Origin of the sequence: Paenibacillus rhizovicinus (assembly GCF_010365285.1) — a bacterium.
In the GTDB taxonomy this organism is placed as follows: domain Bacteria; phylum Bacillota; class Bacilli; order Paenibacillales; family Paenibacillaceae; genus Paenibacillus_Z; species Paenibacillus_Z rhizovicinus.
Genome location: NZ_CP048286.1, coordinates 6,522,790 through 6,545,089, shown reverse-complemented (window position 1 = coordinate 6,545,089; position 22,300 = coordinate 6,522,790). Strand labels below are relative to the sequence as shown.

The window sequence follows — 22,300 nt, the reverse complement described above, 5'->3', positions numbered from 1 at the left end:
TTCGGAAAAAAAAGAGGGCTCTCGCCCTCGAATCTTTCCCTGCTCGCGCATACGATACATCAGATCTGTAACCCGCTAAAATTACAGTTCGTCGTCGAGCAGCTCCGGATCCAAATCTTCAAAATCACCGTCGTCCCCGTACTCGAAATCTTTTCCGTCATCGGAGCTTCCAGGCAGCGTAGCTACCCAGATTTTCGTCTCGGCGACCAGTTCAACCGCGAATTCGCGCTCCACGCGAATGACGACGCCGGAACCGCTGGACGAAATGTTGGCTTCGATACAGTTTGGCTCTTGCGTTGATTCCGCGGATACTTCCTCGGTCGAAGCCCGGTGCTTCGGATCCAGATAGGAAAGCGGCACATGTTCAACGTAAGAAAGGGTTTCTTTTGCTACGTCGGTTTGCGAGTTTTTGTTGTAAGAATACCAAATGTTGATATCGTAAGTACCGATAACCTCGATCCCGTCTCCGGAACGGACCGCCTCGTATTGATGATTAATAATCCATGCGCCCAGGATGCTCGTGGGGTGGTGAGGCGGCGTAACGTTGTGTGTTACTGTGGAAAATTTACGACCTTTTCCGCAGACAGCTTTGGTAATTATTTCTCTAGCCTTAAGCTGTTTATCTGCATAAGCCATCGATCTAACCTCCTCCATACAATCATTCAATTAAAGTGTATGCAGGACATTCGTCTAGGGTGACTATTTCTTTTTGACCTGTACAAATTTTATAGGCGCACCCGCAAGCATCCAATAAAGATGCTACGCGGTGCCGCGTTCGGAGACAGCCTTGAGGCTGTTTTTTTGCTTCTTCAGCCGTTTGGCGATGGCCAAATACCGTTTCAACTCCAGCAGCAGATGGAAGATGGCGGCCCTCATTTCGAATTCGTCGCGCGTCGCCGGAAGCGGCATTGCCCGGAATTTCGCTTCCAGCACCTTGATGCGCTCTTCCACGCCGCCTTCGTAAACGTCCGATTTCACGTCGCCGGACAGCAGATCGAACAGCTCGGCGGTCAGTTCGCCTTGGGGCAGTTTCTCGTAAACGAACGCCACCTGAGCGAGCATTTGGCCGATGGACTCCAGCTGCTGCCGGCGCATCTCGAAGTACGACGGCCAGTAGTTGCCGAATTCGTTCCCCTGGCCCCAAATCCGGTTCTCCCGGTTGATGTCGGCGAGGCGAATGCCTTCCTCGATCGTATGGCCGGCATCCAGCAGCTCCTGCCCGCTCCATACGAGGGCTGGCGTCCGAAGCGTCTCCGCCAACGTACGGAAAATAACCGCGAATTGCTCTTCGATCGCATGACGAAGCCTTATCAGTTTATGTTCATCCTTGGGCATATAGATCAAATTAATGACCGTTGCCCAGCCGAGGCCGACGAGCAGCAGCATGATTTCGTTGCCGATCAAATGCGCCGTCACCTCTTCGCGGGCGTACACGTGAAAGACGATGACTGCGCTCGTCGCGATGCCGTCCTTCAGGCCGATCCGCGCAAGAATCGGAATCGAAACCAAGACGAAGATCGAGATCGTCCACAGATGAAATCCGAGCGTCAGGAACAGCATGGATGCGAAAATAAGTCCGATCACGGATGCCATGAAACGCGCGAAGGCGCTCTGCAGCCCGCGCAGCCGCGTCACTTCGACGCCGAGGATGGCGAGCAATCCGGCCGAAAGCGCCGGGTTCAGACCCAAATAATGGGCCGTGTACAGCGCGCCGAGCGCGGCGATTGCCGTTTTGATCACGCGAATCCCCATAGGTAACACCTCTTCTCAAGTTAAGCCGGCCCATGCGAAATGCCTGCATGCATGGATTCTGACGAAAAAAAGCCGCGAGCATACCGCTCCGGCTCTAATGTTCCTCTATGGTACCCCTCGCGCTTACGGGGAGTCAACTGCTTTGACAACGATAACGGCGTTATGGCCGCCGAAGCCGAACGAGTTGCTGACGCCGACCGAGAGCTTCGCATGTCTGGCCGTATGCGGGACATAATCGAGATCGCATTCGGGAGCGGGAGAATCGAGGTTGATCGTCGGCGGGACGATCCCTTCCTGCAGGCTCTTGGCCAGCGCAATGGCTTGCGAGCCCCCGGCTGCGCCGAGCATGTGGCCGGTCATCGATTTCACCGCCGTCACCGGAATGTCGCGCGCCTTATCGCCGAACAGCCGTTTGATTGCCCGCGTCTCCGACAAATCGCCGAGTTCCGTGCTCGTCGCATGCGCATAAATGACGTCCACTTGCTCCGTACTTATTCCCGCTTCCAGCAGCGCCGCTTTCATGGCCAGATACGGACCATAGCCTTCCGGATGCGTCGCTACCATATGATAAGCGTCGGAGCTCGCGCCGTATCCGATCACTTCGGCATGCATTCGCGCGTTCCGTTTGCGGGCGTGCGATTCGGATTCCAGCACGACGATGCCGGCGCCTTCCGCAATGACGAATCCGTCGCGATCGCTATCGAACGGCCTGCTGGCCCTGCGCGGCTCCTCGTTGCGCGTCGACAGCGCGGTCGCGTTCCCGAAGCTCGCGAGCGAAATGTCCGTGATCGCCGCTTCCGTCCCGCCGGCGATCACGACGTCCGCAAGCCCGAGGCGAATTAGCCGGAACGCCTCTCCGATCGACGTATTCCCGATTGAACAGGCCGTCACCGGAGCCATCGTCGGCCCGTGCAGCTTGTAGCGAATGCTGATCATCGCCGCAGCCATGTTGGCGATCATCATCGGGACGAGCGTCGGACTGACCCGGTCGGGTCCGCGGCCTTGAAGCACGGCGTCTTGGGCGAGCAGCGTTTCCAATCCCCCGATTCCCGAACCGACGTAAACGCCGGCGCGCTCCGGATCGATCGCCGCCGCGTCCAGCCCCGCGTCTGCCCAGGCTTGATCCGCCGCCGCCAGCGCATACTGGCAGAAGCGATCCATACGCCGCGCTTCTTTCTTGCCGAACAACGTGTCGGCATCGAAATGCTTGACTTGTCCCGCGATGCGGGTACGGTGTTTCGATGTATCGAAGCGGTCGATTGCGGCAATGCCTGACTCTCCCCGCTTCAACGCTTCCCAATAGGTGCCGACATCATTGCCTAGCGGAGATATGATGCCCATGCCCGTGATGACTACTTTTTCCATCGTCGTCTTCCTCCTTCATCGAACCTTGTGGTGCTATGTTGCCATACGTGTTATCCTATTACAAGTTGTCGTTTATCCTAGTATAACTTCTACCAGCACCACGCTGGCAATGAAATGCCGATCGGAAGGAGAAATCCAATTCCCATGAATCAGCCCACGAGACTGAAAGCTCTCTCCAGCTTCTTGATGGCTCAGCGTGCCAAACTAACGCCCGAAGACGCAGGCTTGACGCCTGGAACGCGCCGCAGGACGCCAGGTCTCAGGCGCGAGGAAGTCGCTCAGCTAGCCGGCGTCAGCCCGACCTGGTATACCTGGCTGGAGCAAGGCAGAGACATCAAAGTGTCCGCTTCCGTGTTGGAAGCCGTCTCGGGCGCGCTGCGGCTCAACTCGGACGAGCGAAAATATTTGTTCGCGCTCGCCTTGGAAACGGGCGCAGGCGCATCCGCGCTGCGCGAGGAGACGCCCCGCATCGGCCCGCCGCTGCGCCGGATACTCGATGAGCTGCGCTCCTGCCCGACGATTATATCGGACCGGCACTGCCACATCGTCGGCTGGAACGAAGCGGCCGCGCATGTATTCATGGACTTCGAGCTGATTCCGGAGCAGCGGCGCAACATGATCGCGCTGCTGTTCGAGCGCAAGGAATTTCGCCGGCTGGCCGTCAATTGGGAGCATTTCGTCGGCGGCTTCCTCGCGATCTTCCGCGCCTATTACGGCCAATACGTCGACGACGATTGGTACGATACGTTCCTTCGCGACATGACTGCAGCGCATCCCGACTTCCAACCGCTCTGGGAGGAAAGCCGGGTCAGCGCCGCGCCGGAGGTGCTGATCGAATTCCGGCATGCCAAAGCGGGCAAGATGCTGTTCCATCTTACCTCCTTGCAGCTGCAAGGGAATTCCGACCTGCGCTGCAGCATTTATACGCCGGCGCCCGACTCCCCGACCGAGACGAAGCTGCGAAGGCTGATGGATAAAGAAGTCGAACCGGCTGCGCAGTGAGCCACGCTAGTAAACGGCAAAACGGCGGCACGGGATAATCCCGTGCCGCCGTCGTTTCGGTCAGACGCTTACAGTTTATATATGCCGGTATACTTCTTCTTCAGGTATTCGACGAGGTAATCCGGATCCAGCGGCTTGCCGGTGATGCCTTCGATCAATTCGGACGGCGTTCTCAGCTTGCCGTATTGGTAGATCTTGTCCGTCAGCCAGTTCTTGATCGGGAGCAAATCCCCGTTCTCTACCAGCTCCCAGAAGTTCGGCAGCTCGCGCTCCAGCGTATCGGTCAACTGGGCCGCGTACATATTGCCAAGCGAGTACGACGGGAAGTAGCCGAATGCGCCGCCCGACCAGTGTACGTCCTGCAGTACGCCTTCGCCGTCGTTCGGCGGCTCGATGCCGAGGTATTCCTTGTATTTCGCGTTCCAGAGCGCCGGCAGCTCGGATGCCTTCACGCCCTCGTTGAAGATTAGCTTCTCGATCTCGTAGCGAATGATGATATGCAGGTTATACGTCAATTCATCGGCTTCGATCCGAATCAGGGACGGCTGCACGACGTTTGTCGCACGATAGAAGTCTTCGACCGGCACGTCCAGCTGGCCAGGGAAATGCTTCTGCAAATCGCCGTAGTAGCGGCTCCAGAAGTTCATCGAGCGGCCGATCACGTTCTCCCAGAAGCGGGACTGCGATTCGTGAATGCCCATGGACGTTCCCGTCGCAAGCGTCGTGCCGACCAAGTCTTGGCGAATGTTCTGCTCGTACAGCGCATGTCCGCCTTCGTGAATCGTGCCGAACAGCGCGCTCGTCACGTCGCCTTCGAGATAACGCGTCGTAATCCGCACGTCTCCCGGATTCAAGCCTGTCGCGAACGGATGCGCGCTCTCGTCCAGGCGGCCGGCGGCGAAATCGAAGCCCATCTGCTCGAGAATAAACAGGCTGAACTTCTTCTGCGCGTCTTTCGCATACGTTTGCTCCAGAAATCCGGTTTCCGGCTGATGCGGCGATGCCGCGATCGCCGCGGACAGCGGAACGAGCTTCTCCCGCAGGCCGCCGAACACGCGATCGAGCTGTTCGGTCGTCATGCCCGGCTCGTACATGTCGAGCAGCGTATCGTAACGCGTGCCTTTGACGCCCCAGAGATCGATGAATTGGTTCGTATAGTTGATGATTTTATCGAGGAAGGGTTCGAAGGAAGCATAATCGCTGTTTCCCTTCGCTTCTTCCCACATCGATTCCGCCTGCGACGTCAGGACGACGTATTCCTGATAAAGCTTTGGCGGGATTTTGACGCTGCGGTCGTAATCCTTGCGCGTTTCGGTTACGAGCCGCTGATGGACCTCGTTTAGTGCCGCGTATGTAGTCGGCGCTTCGAGCACCGTCAGCCAATCACCCAGTTCGGGCGCCGTCGACAGCTTGAACATTTGCCCGGACAGATTGCCGATCGCCTCCGAACGGACGTCCATCCCTTTGCGCGGCGCTCCCGTGCGCAAATCCCAATAAAGCACGGCCAATGCTTCCTCGTAGCTCTTGATAAGAGCGATTCGTTCCGTGAATAATGCCAATACTTCGTTTTCGCCTGATGTCGTCAACGTTTTTTCATCACCTTTCAATTAGACGTTATTCGACTGCTACTTGATCATACTTTTTGCAAACCGTATAATCAACTTTAATCCTGCGCATATATACGATTCGTTTCGCGGAAAGGAGTCCTCATCATGCACTTTACTTTTTCCCCCAGCGCTGTGGAACAGCTGTCAGGACCGTTGTCAGACGGCAGCAAAAGCCTTAAACTGCTGTATGACACCGAGGGCTGCGGATGCGTCATGAGCGGCGTGCCGACGCTGCTGGTGGTCGACGAGCCGGAAGCGAACGACAAGCTCGGCTCCGGTTCGCCCTATCCGGTCTGGTACGAGCCTAATTACGAAGTGTTCTTCGAACCGGAGCTGAAGATCGACTACAACCCGTCGCGCAATGCGTTCATTCTGAAGAGCGACAGTCAAACGTACACGCCTAATCTGCGTTTGTTGAACAGGAATGGATAAAGGAATACCGTCCGCTAGACCATAGAGAGCGGAATCATCGGCAACATACTGTGGAAATCATGGAGGAGGAGCTAACTTGAACAGAATTCAAGACATTCTAGCATTTAATGAACAATTCGTGGAGAACCGCGATTATGAGAAGTACGTGACCGATAAATTCCCGGACAAAAGGATGGTCATCGTAACCTGCATGGACGCGCGTCTGACGGAGCTGCTTCCCAAAGCGCTCAACCTGCGCAACGGCGATGCCAAAATCATTAAAAACGCCGGCGCGATCGTCACGCAGCCGTTCGGCAATATCATGCGCAGCGTGCTCGTCGCTCTGTACGAGCTTGGCGCCGACGAAGTCGTCGTTATCGGCCATCACGAATGCGGCATGACGGGCTTGAACCCGGACGTCGTCATCGGCCATATGCTCGAAAGCGGCGTATCCGAAGAAACCATCCGGACGCTGAGCAATTCCGGCATGCACCTGGAACGCTGGCTGACCGGCTTCGACAACGTGCGGGACAGCGTCGAGCGAAGCGTCGGCATCATCAAGAATCACCCGCTGCTGCCGCCGGGCACGCCGGTTCACGGCTTGATCATTCATCCGACGACGGGCAAATTGGATCTCATCGTAGACGGGTACGAATAAGAATCGCGAAACGCAAAAAAGCTTCGCTTTGCACGGGCATAACCCGGCAAGGCGAAGCTTTTTATTCATTAAAGCTGCTTCCCGAAAGCTGCTTCTCGCAAAGCCATTCTCCAAGGCGATGGACAGCGGTCCCTCAGTCGATCAGGACATCTTCATTCCCGTTCCATCCCTCAATCGGCACCGTCAATGGGCGCGCTCATTCCGCTTGGCTGCCAACGCGGCCGCTCTTGCCGCCACGACGTCGCTGCGATCGCGAAGCGTATGCCGATGAATCAGCGCATCGTCCGTTCCGCTAGGCGCTCCCCATGCCAACCCGTGATTCGCGGCGTCCAGCTTCATTCGTTCGGCAAGCCGTTCATCGCATATGGGAATATTGACGTCGACGAATGCCTCGTTCCGCTCTACGCCCGCGATCGCGCCGTCGATCAAGGCATGCAGCTGATCCCCGTCGATTCCAAGCTCCGCAAGCCGCGATCTATCGATACGACCCTTAGCTTGGTCTAACATTTTCGTTGCTCCGCGCCGGTTGCCCCTGCGGTAGTGATAGGAACCGACGGCCAGTTGGATCAAACCGACCCACGTATCCCCGAATCCGTCATCGGGATGCGCCTTCCAATATTCCTCGAGCAGCTCGTGGCATTCGAAATAATCCCGCGTTGCGTGAAACTCGTATAGATACGATTCGTATGCGTCCGGATATCGGCCGTTGCCCATCCTAATCCCCCACTCTATCCGCCGCCGTCGGACGGCGGCAACCGTTTCATCCTTGGAACAGGAATGAAAAATGAAACCTTTGATTATATTAGACGTAATTGTACTGAAGTGCAATCTAACTAATAGCTTTAGAATAACAGGAGGAGACTTGCAGATGAAGAAGGGGATTTTGGTTTTCATGGCTTTTGCGCTGTTCTTCGTGTTCAGTGCGGGAGCCGCGGATGCGAGACCGCGCGGCGGGAAGATTTCGTCGCCGAAGAAGAGCTTCACGTCGACACCGTCCAAACCGGCGGATAACGTGAACAAGAGCACGTCCGGAGGCACAGGCACGACGAAATCAGGCACGGCTGCTACGACTACCAAGCGAGGCTTTTTCGGCGGCGGCAGCTTTATGAAAGGACTCATGATCGGCGGTCTTGCGGGTATGATGTTCGGGGGCCTGTTCGGCAATATGGGCTTCCTCGGTAATATATTCGGCTTATTGGTCAATGTTCTAGCCATCTATGTCGTCATCGCGCTCGTGCTCGGCATCGTCCGTTACTTCCGACGGAATAAACCTACGAATCCCGAACACCGGAGACCGTATTAACGATGCGGATCTTCACGGACGAGATCATTAATGCCGTTTGCCTCCACATGGCGGAACGCAGGGGCGTCTCGCCGACGGATGTCGAAGTGCAGCTGTCATGGGAGGAGCAATACGGTTTTACCGCCGAGGTTTGGGTAAACGGCCGAAGCCAGTACTTGGTCGAGGCGAATTTGCTAGAAGCGATCGAACAATATTTGTATAAGCAATATCAGCTTCGCAAGTTCCGCTCCCAGATCACGCTGGACGCCGACGAGGAGTTTTGGGCGGATATCGAAGACTAACGCAAGCGACTTACGGGTGCGGCCTGACGGCTGCCCCGTTTTTTGTCGTTCTTATTTTGTCGAATTTTCGCAACCTCTGCCGATTCGCCGCGTCTAATAGCGTAGATTGGGAGAGGAGTGCACAACACGCATATGCAAAACCGAATCAAATGGACCTCCGTTATTGCCGTTACTCTGGCCTTGCAAGCCGGTTTGACGACGTTCGCCGCTTCGGATGCGCAAGCCGCCGCCGACCAAGGGAACTACTATCGCGTCTATCAGAACGATCAAGCGCTTCGAGAATTCAAGACCAGCACGAGCGCGATCAGCTATGCCAAATCGTTCGCTTACGCCCACGTGGAGAAGATCACGGGCCGCCAATGGGTATGGGACAATTTCCCGCGTTACAAAGTCTACGAGAACGGCGTTTCGTCGCCGGGCCGGGAATTCCAAACGCTGGCGGAAGCCAAGCAATTCGCGGGCAAAACCAAGTTTGCCCAAATTCGCGATCTGGAAGCGCCGGGATACGTGCATGCCAACTTCCCGAATTACCGGTTGTATCAAGGCGATAAGACGCTTGCCGACTGGTCGTTCGCAACGCTTGCGGAAGCTAAGAAAGCCGCCAGCTCGTACGCCAATAGTCATATTATGGACTTAGCGGCGAACCAATGGGTATGGGATAATTTATCGGAGGCGCAGGAGGCTGCCCAGCGGGCTTCCACGGCGAAATACGCCTTATTCAAAAACGGCGTGCCGCTCGGCGGCGATGCTTACAGCTTCTTGCTCGATGCCATTCGCGGATCAGCCAACAAACCTGGAACGGTGATCATCAACGAATTGACGAACCAGGTCGTACATAGCAATATTCCATCCTTCACCGTCATTCAATCGGGACCGGCGCTCGGTTCTTATTACAGCCTTTACAGCGCGATCGCTTATGCGAAGACATTAGCCGGCGCAACGGTCCTGAAGGATGGCGTTCCATGGTGGACGAACATGCCTTATTTATCTGTTTTCCAAGGCAACAAACTGTTGAGAACCTTCAATACCCGCAAGAGCGCGGTGCAATTCGCCGCCCAATACAAGGACAGCGCCGTCGTCACGGCGGACAGCCGGACGATCTGGGACAACGAGAGCAAGCTGCTCTACCTCGGGTGGAACGGTTCATCCAATACGCAGACCATACTCTCCCAGCTCGGCCAGACGCAAGGCTTGGACGTTGATTCTCCTTCCTGGTTCGAGCTGGCGGCCGCGAACGGCTCGATAACGGATGACTCCGATGCCGCGCTCGTCGATTCGCTTCGATCGTCGGGCATCAAGCTAACGCCGCTCGTCAGCAATCAATTCGACAGCAAGCTGACCAGCGCCTTTCTGCGCGACCCCGTCGCCAAGACCAAATTCATCACAACTCTGGTCGCCAAGCTCGCCGAGCTGCATGTCGCCGGCGTCAATGTCGATTTCGAAGGTCTCGCCGGCAGCGACAGGGCGCTGTATACCGAGTTTATCCGCTCGCTCACGGCCGTTGCCCATCAAGCAGGGCTCACGGTGTCCATCGACTTGCCGCGCGGCGACGTGCTGTGGGATGCCAAAACCGCCTACGATCATAGCGCCCTCGCAGGCATCGTCGACATGATTATCATTATGGCCTACGACCAGCATTGGCAAGGCGGCAGCGAAGCCGGTTCCGTCGCGGAGCTCGACTGGACGGAGCAAGGCGTGCAGCAATTCCTTGCTTACGGCATTCCCCGAAGCAAGATGATGCTCGGCATTCCGTTCTACGTACGCGAATGGCGTGTCGACTCCGCCGGCAAGCCGGTGGGCAGCCAGGCGATCTACATGAAGAGCATCGCCGATTTGGTTCAATCCACTGGCGCGAAAGGCTCGTACGATGCCGCCTCCGGACAAATCAAATACAAGTATAACGGCCAAGACGGCTATACCCATGTCTTCTGGGCCGAGACGCCGGATACGATCAAAGCGCGCGCGGAAATCGCGAAGAAGTACGATCTGGCCGGCATAGCCGCGTGGCGGCTTGGCTTTGAGCAAGACACATTATGGCATGTGCTGCTGCAGCAGAAATAACCCGCTCCCATGTTCCGCGCGCCTCATGGGGACTAGTGTGGTGTTATTCCCCTTCGTTATGGTATGATGTTGAGAAAGAAGTACTGTAACTCATTTCATAACAGTTAGGAGAATCGCTATGACGCAACAATACAAAGAAATCCAATCGATCGAGGAATGGAATGCCGCGCTGGAAGGCTCCTCCTCCCGCCCGCTCGTCGTGTTCAAACACAGCACCACTTGTCCGGTAAGCGCGAACGCGTACAACGAATTCGCGAACTACTTGAACAGCGACGCCGCAACTGGCGACGCGGATTACGTGCTTGTCAAAGTCATTGAATCCCGCCCCGTCTCCAATCAAATCGCCGAGGATATCGCGGTCAAGCACGAATCTCCGCAGATCATCCTCGTGAAGGACAAAGCCAAGTACTGGACGGCTTCGCACTGGTCCATTACGGAAGCGCATATGAAAGCGGTCATGAACTAATCGCTTAGGGTCGTTTGACCGTTAGAACGATTGGATATTTAACCGTTAGACGGTTTTATGCGAAGAGCCCCTTTCACTGAAGCGCGACACCGCTTCAGTGAAAGGGGCTTTTTAGTGGCGTGCATTCGCGGCGACATACGCAGCTTCGTCGTTCAGGATCGGGATGACTTGGCTCGCGTTTAGTTGTGCTGCGATTTCAACATCTTCGGAATAGCCGTTCGCGATCAATTCTTGACCCGAACTCGATTCCATCAGCATCTGACGCAGACGGCGTTGACTGGACTCGTATGCCGCAGCCGCGTATTGCGCTTCCGGCGAGAGGCGATAGCCCTCCAGCTGGCTCAGCAGCGCACCGGCCGCCGCCAAGTCCTCGAAACAAGGACGCAAGCTCCCGTCTGGCCACCTTTCACCGCTGGCGATCACGGATACGACACCTCCGGTATCGCGGACGAAGCGGGCAACGGCGGCAGCATTCCGGAGACAAGCCGCGATAACGGTGCACGCATGATCATTGGCAATGAACGAACAGGTCGCGCCATTCGGCGAAGGAAGAACGATTCGCGTCCGTTCTTGGATCGCCGCAAGCGAGCTTGGCGACAAGGACAGCGGCTCGCCGCGGTTGCCGGCAAGCAAGGCCTTCTTGCGCAGCGCGTATTCGGCGGCGGTCCCATCCTTGTAGAGGTAAGGGAATACGACGCCTTGCCGGCCGACAACGACGTCGACGCAGGTCGTAAACGACAGGACATCAAGAATGACGATCACATCCGAAACCGGCGCCAAGGCGCGAACGCCTTCCGGCCCCCATTCGAAACGGGCATTATACTTCCGTTGCCGGTAGACTTCCATATCCACGGTCACCGTTCGCCTCCTCGGCCGTAATCCTAGACTCTGCCTGCATGCAAGCAGTTCCGCTCCGTTGATCATCATTGTATCGCGATCGCCCGCTACTCGCCAGAGAAAGAAAAAGACAGGAGGCATCGCCTTCCTGTCCATGATTTTCGTGCTCCAGCCTCGTAAATGAGGGCGCAACGACCGCCATATTCAACCGCTTGGCTTTCATCTTTAACCTTAAGTAAACACCATATTCTTCCCGTAGAAGATTTCGTCCATCTCCCACTTCAAGCTCTTCTCGATCTCCGCTTGTTCCTCCGCGCTTAGCGTGTCCTTCGTATAGCCGAACAAATAATTGTTCAGATCGAATTCCCGCAGCTTGCACTTCGTATGGAAAATATTTTCCTGATACACGTTAACGTCGATCATATGGTACAACGACTTGATTTCATCCGGAATATAGTTCTGGATGGAGCTGATTTCATGGTCGATGAACAGCTTGTAGCCGTTGATGTCGCGCGTGAATCCTCGAACCCGGTAATCCATCGTCATGATGTCCGTGTCGAACGAACGGATCAGATAATGAAGCGCTTTGAGCGGAGAAATTTCGCCGCATGTGGAGACGTCGATATCCGCCCGGAAAGTACTGATGCCTTCATCCGGGTGATATTCCGGGTACGTATGCACCGTAATATGGCTCGTGCTGAGATGCATGACGACCGCATCCGGAAGCGGCCCGGGCGATTCCTCGAACGACTCGTTGGGAGCCGTTTCAATCGGCCCTTCCGACACCAGCATCGTCACGCTCGCGCCTTGCGGCTCGTAATCCTGCTTGGCCACGTTCAACACATGGGCACCGATGATGTCGGCAACGCTTTTCAAGATCGCCGTCAAACGGTCCGCATTGTATTGTTGATCTATGTAAGCGATATACGCTTCGCGTTCTTCTTTCGTTTTCGTAAAGCAGATGTCATACATGTTGAAGCTAAGCGATTTCGTCAAGTTGTTGAACCCATGCAAAGTGATCCGCTGCTCGGACGTTAATTTCAACTTACTTCCCCCTTATGTGGTAGTTGCTGATGCGGAATGATGAGATCCGTCTTGTTTAGAATGGGATGCATAAGCCGGTTCTATCCCCGTGTGCTGCGCCGGCGTTCCGACATAAACAGCATTATAATAGTATCAGACTATAGATGAAATAGGAATTATATATTTTTATTATAAAGATCCCCGTGAGACAATAGGCTCATCATACGACAAGAGGTGATTGATATGACATCTATCAATGAATGGAATGCCAATCAGTACGACGATAAGCTTGATTTCGTTTCGGCTTTGGGGAAAGGCGTAATCGAGCTGCTGCGTCCGGCGCCTGGCGAGAGGATTCTTGATTTGGGCTGCGGGACCGGCGACTTAACGGAAGAGCTCGCCAAATCCGGGGCCATTGCAACCGGCATGGACTTGTCCGAGAACATGATCGCTAGCGCGAAAATCAAATTTCCCCAAATCGATTTCCGCACCGGCAATGCCGAAGCTTTCACGGTGGACGCTGCCTACGATGCCGTATTCTCGAACGCCGCCCTGCATTGGATGAAGAATCCCGAACGGGTAATCGCATGCGTCTGGAACGCATTGAACGGCGGGGGCCGTTTCGTTGCCGAATTCGGCGGCCGCGGAAATTGCGAGACGATCATCGATGCCTTAGGCGAAGCGCTGAAAGAAGATTACGGCATCGATGCGGCAGCCCTTAATCCCTGGTATTTCCCGAGCATCGCGCAATACGCCAAGCTGCTGGAGGACCAAGGCTTCGACGTGAAATTCGCCTTGCATTTCGACCGCCCGACGCAGATGAAAGACGGCGAAGACGGTCTCGGCCACTGGCTCGCGGGCTTCGCTGACGATTTCGTCAAGGGCTTCACGGAACAGCAGCGGGACGCCTTGTTCGCCAAGGTCGGTTCGAAAACGCGCACGGCGTTGTTCCGGGACGGATCCTGGCATGTCGATTACAAGCGGTTGCGCGTAATGGCGATTAAGCCGCAGGACGAGTCGCCCGTTCACCTTCGCACCTGATTTTCGCATCGTCGCCTGCTATCGCCTATTACCCTATTCCCCTTGCAGCAAACCAAAAAGCCGCTCTTCACCGCGCCCCGGATGGTCGTATGCTTCGCCCTCCGCGGCTCCGATGATGAGCGGCTTCGTATGTTCCGGCTTCCCGGCCAGTTCATGCTTCAATGAGTGAGTCATGACTCATGATGGTAGTTGCGCTTCGCGAAACGTTCCAGCAGGTTCACGAGCCCGTACAAGACCACGGACAACAGCGCGAGCAGCGCGATGCTGACCATGACCAAATTCATTTGGAACACTTGGCCGCCATAGATGATCAGATAACCCAGCCCTGCTTTCGAGGATAGAAACTCGCCCATGATGACGCCGACGAGCGTCAGTCCGACGTTCACCTTGAGCGTCGAGATCAGGTGAGGCACGCTTGCCGGCAGCAGCACCATCCCCAGCATTTGCAGCTTGGTCGCACCGAACGACTCCATAAGCCTGAGCTTCGTGCGGCTGATTTCCTTGAATCCGCTCTCGATCATAATGATCGTCACGATAACGGAAATCGCGACCGCCATGCCGTACACCGAGTACCGGTCACCTAGCCAGATGAAAAATATCGGCCCCAGCGCCACCTTCGGCAGTGCGTTCAACACGACCATATACGGATCGAGCACCTTCGAGGCGAACGTCGACCACCAGAACAGAATCGCGATCGCCGATCCGACCACCATCGAAAGCGCGATGCCGATCAGCGTCTCCTGCGAGGTAATCCATAGATGATGATACAGACTGCCTCCACTTGCCAGGTCGCGAAATGACGTCCATAGCTGGGACGGCTTGCTCGTAAGCATCGAATCGACCCATTGCCAGCGTGCCGCGAATTCCCATAAGAAGAGAAATGCTGCCAGAAGCACGAGCCGAGTCAGCCAAATCAGCCACTGCCTGCGCCGCTGAGCCCGGAGGTAGCGTTCATAAAGGGGAGACGACATGGTCCTCCAGCTCCTTCCAGATCGCATTGAAGTAGTCGTGATACTTGGCGGCCTGACGCTTGCGCCAAGGCGACAGCCGGTCGCCTTCGTCGAAGACGATATCGTGAACCGCAGCGATCGTGCTCGGACGTTTCGCCATGACCAGCACCCGGTCCGCCATGCTTATGGCTTCCGACAAGTCGTGCGTGACGAGCACCGCCGTCTTGCCTTGGTCCTTGATAATGCGGAATACTTCCTCCGACAACGTCAGCCGCGTCTGATAATCGAGCGCGGAGAAAGGCTCGTCGAGCAGCAGGATATCCGGCTCCGCGACGAGCGTGCGGATGAGCGCTACCCGCTGCCGCATGCCGCCCGACAGCTGGGCCGGCGCATGGCGCAAGAAGTCGCCGAGACCGTACCGGGCGAGCAGCTCCGCGCCTTTGCGCTTCGCCGCCTGCTTCTCCATCCGCCGAATTTCCGCGCCGACGGTGACATTGCCGAGCACGTCCCGCCATTCGAACAAATGGTCGTGCTGCAGCATATATCCGACTTTAACGGAAGGCTCCGTCACCTCCGCGCCGTCGATCAAGACCTTCCCGCTCGTCGGCTTCAGCATGCCGGAAATCAGGGAGAGCAGCGTGCTCTTGCCGCAGCCGCTCGGGCCTACGATGCTGATGAATTCGCCCTTGCCGATCGAGAGCGAAATATCGCGCAGCGCTTCGGTTTCTTCCCTGGGCGTAAAATAGCTCAGCCCGACGCCGTCCAGCCGAATATGCTCCTCATGCCGCGGTTGCGCACCGCTCTCCCTGTGCATCATCGGATCACTTCGACTTTCCGAGCTGCTGCACGAAGCTCATGTCGACGACGTCTTCCATCTTGCCGATCTTGTCTTCCGCTTTCAGCACGCCATTCTCGACCAGCACGTTCTGCAGCACGTCGAATTGCGCTTGCGTCAGCTCGGGATCGGTCGGCCATGTTCCTTGCGCTTTGTATCTGTTGACGGATTGAAGGATGAGATCATCCGACGTGCCTTCGAAGTAAGGACGCAATGCGCTGACGATTTGGTCGTCGGAAGCCGTGTTCAGCCATTTTGCGCCTTCGGAGACTGCAGCCGAAAACTTCTTGACGATGTCCGGATGCGATTTGATGAAATCGGATGTCGCTACGTAGGACGTTTCCGGATAAGGACCGAAATCTTCGCCGAGCGAAGCGACGTAGTAGGCCTTGCCTTCTTTGACGAGCGTCGACGCGACCGGCTCGAAGACTTGAATGAAGTCGCCTTGGCCGCTCGTGAACGCGCCTGCCATTGCGGGCGATGCGATGTTCGTGATGACGTTCACGCCGGCGACTTGTTCTTTCGTCAGCTGCGAGTTCAGCACCATCTGCGGCGAGCTGCCCGGTCTCCAGCCGATGACCGTCTTGCCTGCGAGATCGCTCCACTTGAAGTTGTCGATTTTCTCCCGGGAAAGCAGGAAGGAACCGTCCTTCGCGGTCAGCTGATGGAATACTTTGAGCGTCTTGTCGCCCTTCTGATTGTAGATATAGATGGTCGTTTCCGGTCCGACCATGGAGATGTCCGCGGTGCCGGCGATCAGCGCGGCCGCGCCTTTGTCGGAACCCTGCGCCGTGTTCATGTCCACGTTCAGGCCCTGCTCCTTGAAGAAGCCCTGCGACATGGCAACGTAATGCGGCGCGTAGAAAATCGAACGGATAACCTCGGAAAATTTGACGGTCGTCAATTCATCCGATTTGGAGCTTTTGCCGCAGGCCGCCGTCATCGTAAGCAGCAGGGCAACCAGCAGCAGAAGCACTGGTTTGATCGTTTTTTTCATGATGACTCTCCTTTACCAACCATAATGTCCTTCATTTCATGCACAATTAAGCTGTATGTGAACGGTGCGCCCGAACCGGTCCGCCGGCGCAAACACCGGAAAAACACAAAGAGCTTCGAATAGGTAATATCCTATTCAAAGCTCTAGACGGATGTTCATATTCAATAACGCTTACATTTTCAATGGATACGCGTTGGCGTCATTCTAGCTGACCTCTTCCTTACATGCAAGAATCCGTGCTGCGAAGAAACAAAGCTGCCGTCTCAGAAACGTCCTGAGCGGAACATGCCGAAGATGAGCCATACGAACATGAACAAGGCGACGAAGAATCCGACTTCGATAATCGGGACATGCCAGAACACGGATTTCGAATGGTTCAACGCGGCGCCGATGATCAAGCCGACCATTAAGATGCTAAGCGAGAGCAGCACGATGCTGAACGACAGCCGGCTGCTGATCCGGTCCATTTGCTTCGTCAGCGCGTCCACCTGCGGGGAGGCCACCTCGACGCGCAGCTTTCCTTGCCGGATGATCCGCGACAGCTGCTTCAGGCTGAGCGGCACGTCGCTGATCAAATCGATCATCTCCGGTACGTCCTCCATCCAATTCTTCACGATATTGCGAGGATCGATCCGCTCGAGGAACAGCTTCTTGCCGAACGGCTCGGCCACGTCGAAGACGCTGAATTCCGGGTCCAGCGCCGTGACGACGCCTTCCATCGTCAGCAGCGCTTTGCCGAGCAAGGTCATTTCCGCCGGAATGCGGATCCGATGCCGGAACGTCAGCGAGAACAGGTCGTTCACGACTTCGCCGAAACTGATGCGGTTGAGCGGTAATTTGTAATATTTCTCTCGCATTTCGTCGACGTCGGCGCCGAGCATTTCCATATCGGCGTCATCCGGAATGACGCCCATATTGGTTATTGCGCGCATGACGCCTTTCGAGCTGTGATTGCGCAGCGCGATGATGAACGATACGAACTGCTTCTTCATGCCGGGATTCAGCCGGCCGACCATGCCGAAGTCGAGCAGCGCCAAGCTGCCGTCCTGAAGCGCCAGCACGTTGCCGGGATGCGGATCGCCGTGGTAGTGGCCGGTTACGAGAATTTGGTGGAGGATCGTCGTCGCGAACCGGTCCGCAAGCATGCGCGTATCCAGCCCTGCCCGTTCCAGCTCTACGCGGTCGGACAGCTTGATCCCTTCCACGAATGCCATCGTGAGCACGCGCTTCGAGCTGTAATCCCAATAAACCTCCGGCACATGCACATGCGCCAAAGGCTCGCTCTGGGTTAGAAACCGTTCGGCGTTGCGCCCTTCCAAGGCATAGTCCAGCTCCTTGCGCAGCACATGGCTGAGCTCGTCGATAATCTCCCGCAGCTTGTAGTTACGCGCCCACTCCATCGTGCTTTCGGCCAGCCGGGCCCAGTCCGCCAAAATTTCCATATCCGTCTCGATCAGCCGCTGAATGCCCGGACGCTGCACTTTAACCGCAACCGCGGTGCCGTCGTGCAAGCAAGCCCGATACACTTGGCCGATCGAAGCCGCGGCCAGCGGCTCCTCGGAGAAGGAACGAAACAATTGCCCGACGGGCGCTCCCAGATCCTCTTCGATGATGGGAGCGATCTCTTCGAACGGCGCGGCAGGCACGTTGTCCTGCAGCCGCTCCAATTCCGCAACGATATCGGCCGGAACGAGATCGGGACGCGTGCTGGCGATCTGCCCCAGCTTCACGAAGGTCGGTCCCAATTCTTCCAGCATGAGCCGGATGCGTTCGCCGAGGCTCTTCGCATGCAGCTCCTTCTTCTCTTCGCTTCGAAAGAACAGCAGCTTATCGGTGATCCCCATTTCATGCGACACGTACCCTAGCCCGTTGCGCGCAAAAGCCGTGGCGATCGTCCGGTACCGCTGCAATTGCCGAAGCCGTTTCCCCGCGTTCATCGCCAGCCTCCGATCATTGCCCGGACGGATTCAACCGTTCCCGTTCCAGCGCGTCCAGACGCTGCTCGATGCGGGCGATATCCTCCTTCGTCGCCAGCTTGTTCTCGCCCAGCAGGGATTGAACGCGCTCGCGCGCCAGCGTTTCGATCCGATTTCGAAACTCGTCGCCTTTGACCAGTAATTCTTCCACCAGCGCTTTGGATTCCGTCTTGCTGACCTCGCCTTTCTTAACGAGCTCGTCGAACGTTTTCTCCACTTGCTCCTTGCCCGCATGCGCCAGGCCAAGGCCTAGCGAAAAGGCCTTTCCGATTGTTTCTCTCACACGAATCACGGCTCCTTCGATGCTAAAATGGACGTGCTCACTTACGGCCAGAGAGGTATGTCGATGCTGCTATGCTTCCAGTATACCCTGTGCTTCCCATGCTTACCAATCGCATAGCCAGAGCTAGACCAGCCCGAACGGCTGATTTCGCCGTTCGCAAGCGGCGCAATCCGTCTCTTCTCTGTTTCTTACCCAGAATCGCAACAAAAAGAAGCCCGACCGTCACCGCTCTCCATTCCGGGACGGTTCCAATCAGGCTCCACATGCATTTCGGCGCATTTCAGCTGCGTCTTGCCAGAACGGGAAACATGTCGCCGACGATGGCGTCTCCGTCCTCGAAATCCATCCCTCGCATCAAAAAATGATTGCTGCCGCCATCGAACGTCGCATGCTCGGGCATGTAAACGATCGTGAGCACCCGCCGGGGCTTATCGGTCTTGTTCGCATAGGCGTAATGGAACGTCAACCCGTGATGCACCGTGCAACTGCCGCGTTTGAGCGGAACCGTGACGGGCTCCGTCCCAGCAGCGGACGTCGATTTGGCCAGATCGAACAGATCGACCGGATTGACGAAATCGACGTTGTCCAGCTTCCCGGCTTGATGCGAGCGGGGGACGAAAGACAGACATCCATTGTTCTCGTCGACGTCGTCGAGCGGGATCCACATCGTCATGACCTCGGACTCTTTCATGGGAAAATACGTCGCGTCTTGATGCCACGGCGTAGGCTTGGAATCGCCGGGCATCTTCCAGAAGGCCTGATCATGGAACAATCGCACGCCGGACAGTCCTGCCAGCTGCATGGCAAGCTCCGCGAGCCGCGGACTGAGGGAGTATTTCGCCATGCCCGCGGATTCCTTCCAAGTGTTCATCCTCATTTTGAGGACGCGGTCTAGCTCCGGATTATCTCCGCCGTCCGACTTGGCTTGCATGACCTCGTTCAAATAATCGGACAGTTCTTCGATCTGGGCTTCGGTCAGCACGTCGTCCAATTGAATGTACCCCTCATTCCGGAAAAAATCGGTTTGCTCCCTCGTAATTACATATCCCACTCGGACTCCTCCTCCTGCAAATGGACTTTAAATGCTCGATGCAGCCGATAATATGTAATACATGCGTTATGTTTCCTAACATGATTATAAAAGTCCGATTACGATCTCGTCAATCGCAACTGTAAACTCAAATGCGGCTAAAACCAGTATAAAATCTAGACGATAGACGAATTTATTTACGAATGTTATAGTATCCTCAACCGAACGGCTTCAAATTGAAACCAAAACCTCACACAATCATATGTAAAGTTTCATAACGTAAAATCCTTTGTTTATTGCTAAGAGGAGCGATGCGCTGCTGAAGACGAAACCGCGCTGGAACGGTTCTGGTTCAAGAAAATCTACGTGCTGGAAGGCATCGTCAATGTCAACACTCGCATATGGTCATCAGGCGTTTCAAGCAAGGCACCGGTCTGGAGCTGCAGGGACGCAGGCTTCGAAGAAGAACGGGAGCGCGGAGCTGCAATATATGCCGCTATCGGAAACAAGCTCCTCAGCAATTCTCGAACAGCACGAAAAAACGGATAGAAAACAACGTTGCCGTTGTCTTCTATCCGCTATCCGCTTTCATCTACTTCTTATCTAACTTCGATTGAAAGACCCGTTAATCAAACCGTAACTGCCTCTTCGAATAACCGTACGAGGTTGCGTCCTCCCCTTTTCGCTTCATACAACGCCATATCCGCGTTCTTCAGCAGCATCGGCAGCGACTCTCCGTCGAATTCCGCGGACTGGGACACGCCGAAGCTTGCCGTAATGACGATGGATTCCCCGTTCGCGCGCAACGGTTCGGCGGCAAGCGCGGCGCGGGCAGCTTCCGCCAATCGCCCCGCTTCCGATCTCCCGGCCGGCAAGCAAATAACGAATTCCTCCCCGCCGTACCTGGCGAATAGCGCTTCTGGCGGAAGCTGCCGCGAGACGACGGCAGCGACATGCTTGATCGCGAAATCCCCGGTTTCATGCCCATACGTATCATTGATCCGCTTGAAATAATCAATGTCGAACAAGACGACCGAAGCCGCCGCTCCGTTTATCCGCGTATCGTTCAACAGCCGTTTGCCGCGCTGGAAGAACGACGTACGGTTCAGAAGCTTCGTCAATCCGTCATGGTACGCAAGCTGCTCCAATTGATCCCGCAGCCTTCTTGCCTCCGTGACGTCGATCAGCATCAACAGATTGCCGACGATTTCGCCGATTCTTCCGCGCACGACGGAAGCGCGGACCTGATAGTAGGACAATTCGCCGTTCGGATTGCTCCACCTCAGTTCACCTTGCACGATGCCGGACATCCCGCCGAGCGGAAACGCGGAACCCGTCATGCGGATCCACGCCTCGTCCAGCGACAAACCGATCATCCCGTCCCCGAGCGGCGGCAGCATGCGGCTGGCGGCGCCGTTGAAATCGATGAGCCGGTTCGCGTTATCGAGCACGACAACGCCCTCGTCCATGCTCTCGAAAATCATTTCTTTCGCAATCGGCACGATCGTCAGCATCTGCGTGGACACGATCGCCCATATATACATCGACGACGTAATGCAAATGACGACCGGAACCGGATCCATCCCGTTCGGAATCAAACCCATCAAATAAACGAAGGCGGCCACGATGGGCAGAAACTGGCCGGTAATCAACGTCGCGAGCTGCCTCTTGTAATTCTGCTTCGTGTGCCGCCATCTGCGAGCCAGCACGATGACGCCCGCAAGCATCGAACCGAACGTGAATATGCCGGATAAGACGTAAAACTGGCCGATGACGATATCCGTGTACGGCAGCGACGATCCATGACGGACTGTAACCGCTTTATAGAACAAATGATGATACCCGTTCGTGGCGACCATGATGATGCTCACGGCCGGAATGACGAAGAGCGCCGTCCCCATTTTGCGGGTCACCGGTTTGCCGATATATTGCAGCACGACCATGAGTCCCAGCGCAGGCGAAGGGGCCATGCCGATATATTGAATGATCGTCCAGCGCATGATTTCATCCAGCGAGCTGCTGACCATCTGGAACGCAACCGAGAAAATATAGATGGATTGCGCAATCATATAGAGCATGAACGTCCGGGCACCTGGCATTTCCGCCCGTTTCGTATACGCATACAAAAATAGGAACAAGGAAAAAACGCCGGATGTCGCAACAAGCGAAATGTACATGGTTAGTGAAGAACCCATCGATAGCTCCCTATGCATTCATTGTAGTTTCTTGTAGGATTATGGCGAAAAGTCGACTTCATGGTACCACAACGCTACCCTGATGTCATGAGCAATTTTCGATATATCGGCCGAATTCCGTATGCTATAATGAACTGCGAGATTCATAGTCATCGATACATAACCTGCATCAAGGGAGCGTTAAGACGATTCGTGCGCTCATCGAGCAGGCCGCTGACCTGTCGAAT

At 55.8% G+C, this 22,300-nt stretch carries 23 protein-coding genes; 8 read left to right on the top strand and 15 right to left on the bottom strand.

Annotation, left to right across the window (positions count from 1 at the left end; translation table 11 throughout):
* Nucleotides 1–81 precede the first annotated feature (81 nt).
* The 3 genes from GZH47_RS29240 to fabF form a co-directional block, all read right to left on the bottom strand.
* A complete protein-coding gene (locus tag GZH47_RS29240) occupies nt 82–636 on the bottom strand; it encodes an outer spore coat protein CotE (RefSeq protein WP_162644563.1) in 555 nt (184 codons plus the stop codon).
* Between the two features lie 123 nt (nt 637–759).
* A complete protein-coding gene (locus GZH47_RS29235; protein ID WP_162644561.1) occupies nt 760–1,752 on the bottom strand; it encodes an aromatic acid exporter family protein in 993 nt (330 codons plus the stop codon).
* 123 nt (nt 1,753–1,875) lie between these two features.
* On the bottom strand, nt 1,876–3,117 hold the full coding sequence (gene fabF, locus GZH47_RS29230; protein WP_162644559.1) for a beta-ketoacyl-ACP synthase II: 1,242 nt from the start codon (nt 3,115–3,117) through the stop codon (nt 1,876–1,878).
* A 144-nt stretch (nt 3,118–3,261) separates the two neighbouring features.
* On the opposite strand from fabF, the gene GZH47_RS29225 reads away from it, so the two are divergent.
* Nucleotides 3,262–4,119, top strand: a complete 858-nt coding sequence (locus GZH47_RS29225) for a helix-turn-helix transcriptional regulator (RefSeq protein ID WP_162644557.1) — start codon at nt 3,262–3,264, stop codon at nt 4,117–4,119.
* A 68-nt stretch (nt 4,120–4,187) separates the two neighbouring features.
* Here GZH47_RS29225 and GZH47_RS29220 read toward each other — a convergent pair whose 3' ends face one another.
* Nucleotides 4,188–5,705: a carboxypeptidase M32 gene (locus GZH47_RS29220; protein WP_162644555.1), complete on the bottom strand. Its 1,518-nt coding sequence runs from the start codon at nt 5,703–5,705 to the stop codon at nt 4,188–4,190.
* A gap of 126 nt (nt 5,706–5,831) precedes the next feature.
* Here GZH47_RS29220 and GZH47_RS29215 point away from each other — a divergent pair, with 126 nt between their 5' ends.
* Together GZH47_RS29215 and GZH47_RS29210 are read left to right on the top strand one after the other, a co-directional pair.
* Complete coding sequence (locus GZH47_RS29215; protein ID WP_162644553.1) at nt 5,832–6,158, top strand: iron-sulfur cluster biosynthesis family protein; 327 nt, start codon at nt 5,832–5,834, stop codon at nt 6,156–6,158.
* Between the two features lie 76 nt (nt 6,159–6,234).
* On the top strand, nt 6,235–6,795 hold the full coding sequence (locus GZH47_RS29210; protein ID WP_162644551.1) for a beta-class carbonic anhydrase: 561 nt from the start codon (nt 6,235–6,237) through the stop codon (nt 6,793–6,795).
* A 183-nt stretch (nt 6,796–6,978) separates the two neighbouring features.
* On the opposite strand, the gene GZH47_RS29205 is transcribed toward GZH47_RS29210, so the two are convergent.
* Nucleotides 6,979–7,509, bottom strand: a complete 531-nt coding sequence (locus GZH47_RS29205) for a DUF309 domain-containing protein (RefSeq protein WP_162644549.1) — start codon at nt 7,507–7,509, stop codon at nt 6,979–6,981.
* Nucleotides 7,510–7,663: 154 nt separating this feature from the next.
* On the opposite strand from GZH47_RS29205, the gene GZH47_RS29200 reads away from it, so the two are divergent.
* The 4 genes from GZH47_RS29200 to ytxJ all read left to right on the top strand — a co-directional run bounded on the left by GZH47_RS29200 (nt 7,664) and on the right by ytxJ (nt 10,906).
* Complete coding sequence (locus tag GZH47_RS29200; RefSeq protein WP_162644547.1) at nt 7,664–8,098, top strand: hypothetical protein; 435 nt, start codon at nt 7,664–7,666, stop codon at nt 8,096–8,098.
* A 2-nt stretch (nt 8,099–8,100) separates the two neighbouring features.
* Nucleotides 8,101–8,379, top strand: a complete 279-nt coding sequence (locus GZH47_RS29195) for a YxcD family protein (protein ID WP_162644545.1) — start codon at nt 8,101–8,103, stop codon at nt 8,377–8,379.
* 132 nt (nt 8,380–8,511) lie between these two features.
* Nucleotides 8,512–10,440 (top strand): glycosyl hydrolase family 18 protein, encoded by a 1,929-nt coding sequence (locus tag GZH47_RS29190; protein ID WP_162644543.1) that lies wholly within the window; start codon nt 8,512–8,514, stop codon nt 10,438–10,440.
* Nucleotides 10,441–10,558: 118 nt separating this feature from the next.
* Entirely contained in the window at nt 10,559–10,906 is a 348-nt protein-coding gene (gene ytxJ / locus GZH47_RS29185; protein ID WP_162644541.1) for a bacillithiol system redox-active protein YtxJ, read from the top strand.
* A 111-nt stretch (nt 10,907–11,017) separates the two neighbouring features.
* Here the strand turns inward: ytxJ and GZH47_RS29180 are convergent, their stop codons facing one another.
* A complete protein-coding gene (locus tag GZH47_RS29180) occupies nt 11,018–11,764 on the bottom strand; it encodes a 2-phosphosulfolactate phosphatase (protein WP_225446266.1) in 747 nt (248 codons plus the stop codon).
* Nucleotides 11,765–11,974: 210 nt separating this feature from the next.
* Nucleotides 11,975–12,787 (bottom strand): adenosylmethionine decarboxylase, encoded by an 813-nt coding sequence (gene speD / locus GZH47_RS29175; protein WP_162644539.1) that lies wholly within the window; start codon nt 12,785–12,787, stop codon nt 11,975–11,977.
* A 222-nt stretch (nt 12,788–13,009) separates the two neighbouring features.
* Between speD and GZH47_RS29170 the strand changes: the two genes are divergently transcribed.
* Nucleotides 13,010–13,807: a class I SAM-dependent methyltransferase gene (locus tag GZH47_RS29170; protein WP_162644537.1), complete on the top strand. Its 798-nt coding sequence runs from the start codon at nt 13,010–13,012 to the stop codon at nt 13,805–13,807.
* A gap of 33 nt (nt 13,808–13,840) precedes the next feature.
* Here the strand turns inward: GZH47_RS29170 and GZH47_RS34455 are convergent, their stop codons facing one another.
* The 8 genes from GZH47_RS34455 to GZH47_RS29135 all read right to left on the bottom strand — a co-directional run bounded on the left by GZH47_RS34455 (nt 13,841) and on the right by GZH47_RS29135 (nt 22,073).
* On the bottom strand, nt 13,841–13,969 hold the full coding sequence (locus GZH47_RS34455) for a hypothetical protein (protein WP_263866881.1): 129 nt from the start codon (nt 13,967–13,969) through the stop codon (nt 13,841–13,843).
* A gap of 8 nt (nt 13,970–13,977) precedes the next feature.
* Nucleotides 13,978–14,778 (bottom strand): ABC transporter permease, encoded by an 801-nt coding sequence (locus GZH47_RS29165; RefSeq protein ID WP_162644535.1) that lies wholly within the window; start codon nt 14,776–14,778, stop codon nt 13,978–13,980.
* Nucleotides 14,759–15,574, bottom strand: a complete 816-nt coding sequence (locus GZH47_RS29160; protein ID WP_225446265.1) for an ABC transporter ATP-binding protein — start codon at nt 15,572–15,574, stop codon at nt 14,759–14,761. The genes GZH47_RS29165 and GZH47_RS29160 overlap by 20 nt, the downstream gene beginning before the upstream one ends.
* A gap of 4 nt (nt 15,575–15,578) precedes the next feature.
* Nucleotides 15,579–16,589 carry an ABC transporter substrate-binding protein gene (locus tag GZH47_RS29155; RefSeq protein ID WP_162644533.1) on the bottom strand — a complete coding sequence of 337 codons (1,011 nt, stop codon included), beginning with the start codon at nt 16,587–16,589 and terminating at the stop codon, nt 15,579–15,581.
* Nucleotides 16,590–16,852: 263 nt separating this feature from the next.
* Nucleotides 16,853–18,526, bottom strand: a complete 1,674-nt coding sequence (locus GZH47_RS29150; protein ID WP_162644531.1) for an ABC1 kinase family protein — start codon at nt 18,524–18,526, stop codon at nt 16,853–16,855.
* A gap of 13 nt (nt 18,527–18,539) precedes the next feature.
* Nucleotides 18,540–18,848 (bottom strand): phasin family protein, encoded by a 309-nt coding sequence (locus GZH47_RS29145; protein WP_162644529.1) that lies wholly within the window; start codon nt 18,846–18,848, stop codon nt 18,540–18,542.
* A 280-nt stretch (nt 18,849–19,128) separates the two neighbouring features.
* Nucleotides 19,129–19,899: a phytanoyl-CoA dioxygenase family protein gene (locus GZH47_RS29140; protein WP_162644527.1), complete on the bottom strand. Its 771-nt coding sequence runs from the start codon at nt 19,897–19,899 to the stop codon at nt 19,129–19,131.
* Nucleotides 19,900–20,507: 608 nt separating this feature from the next.
* Nucleotides 20,508–22,073 carry a histidine kinase N-terminal 7TM domain-containing diguanylate cyclase gene (locus tag GZH47_RS29135; RefSeq protein ID WP_162644524.1) on the bottom strand — a complete coding sequence of 522 codons (1,566 nt, stop codon included), beginning with the start codon at nt 22,071–22,073 and terminating at the stop codon, nt 20,508–20,510.
* Nucleotides 22,074–22,300: the final 227 nt, after the last annotated feature.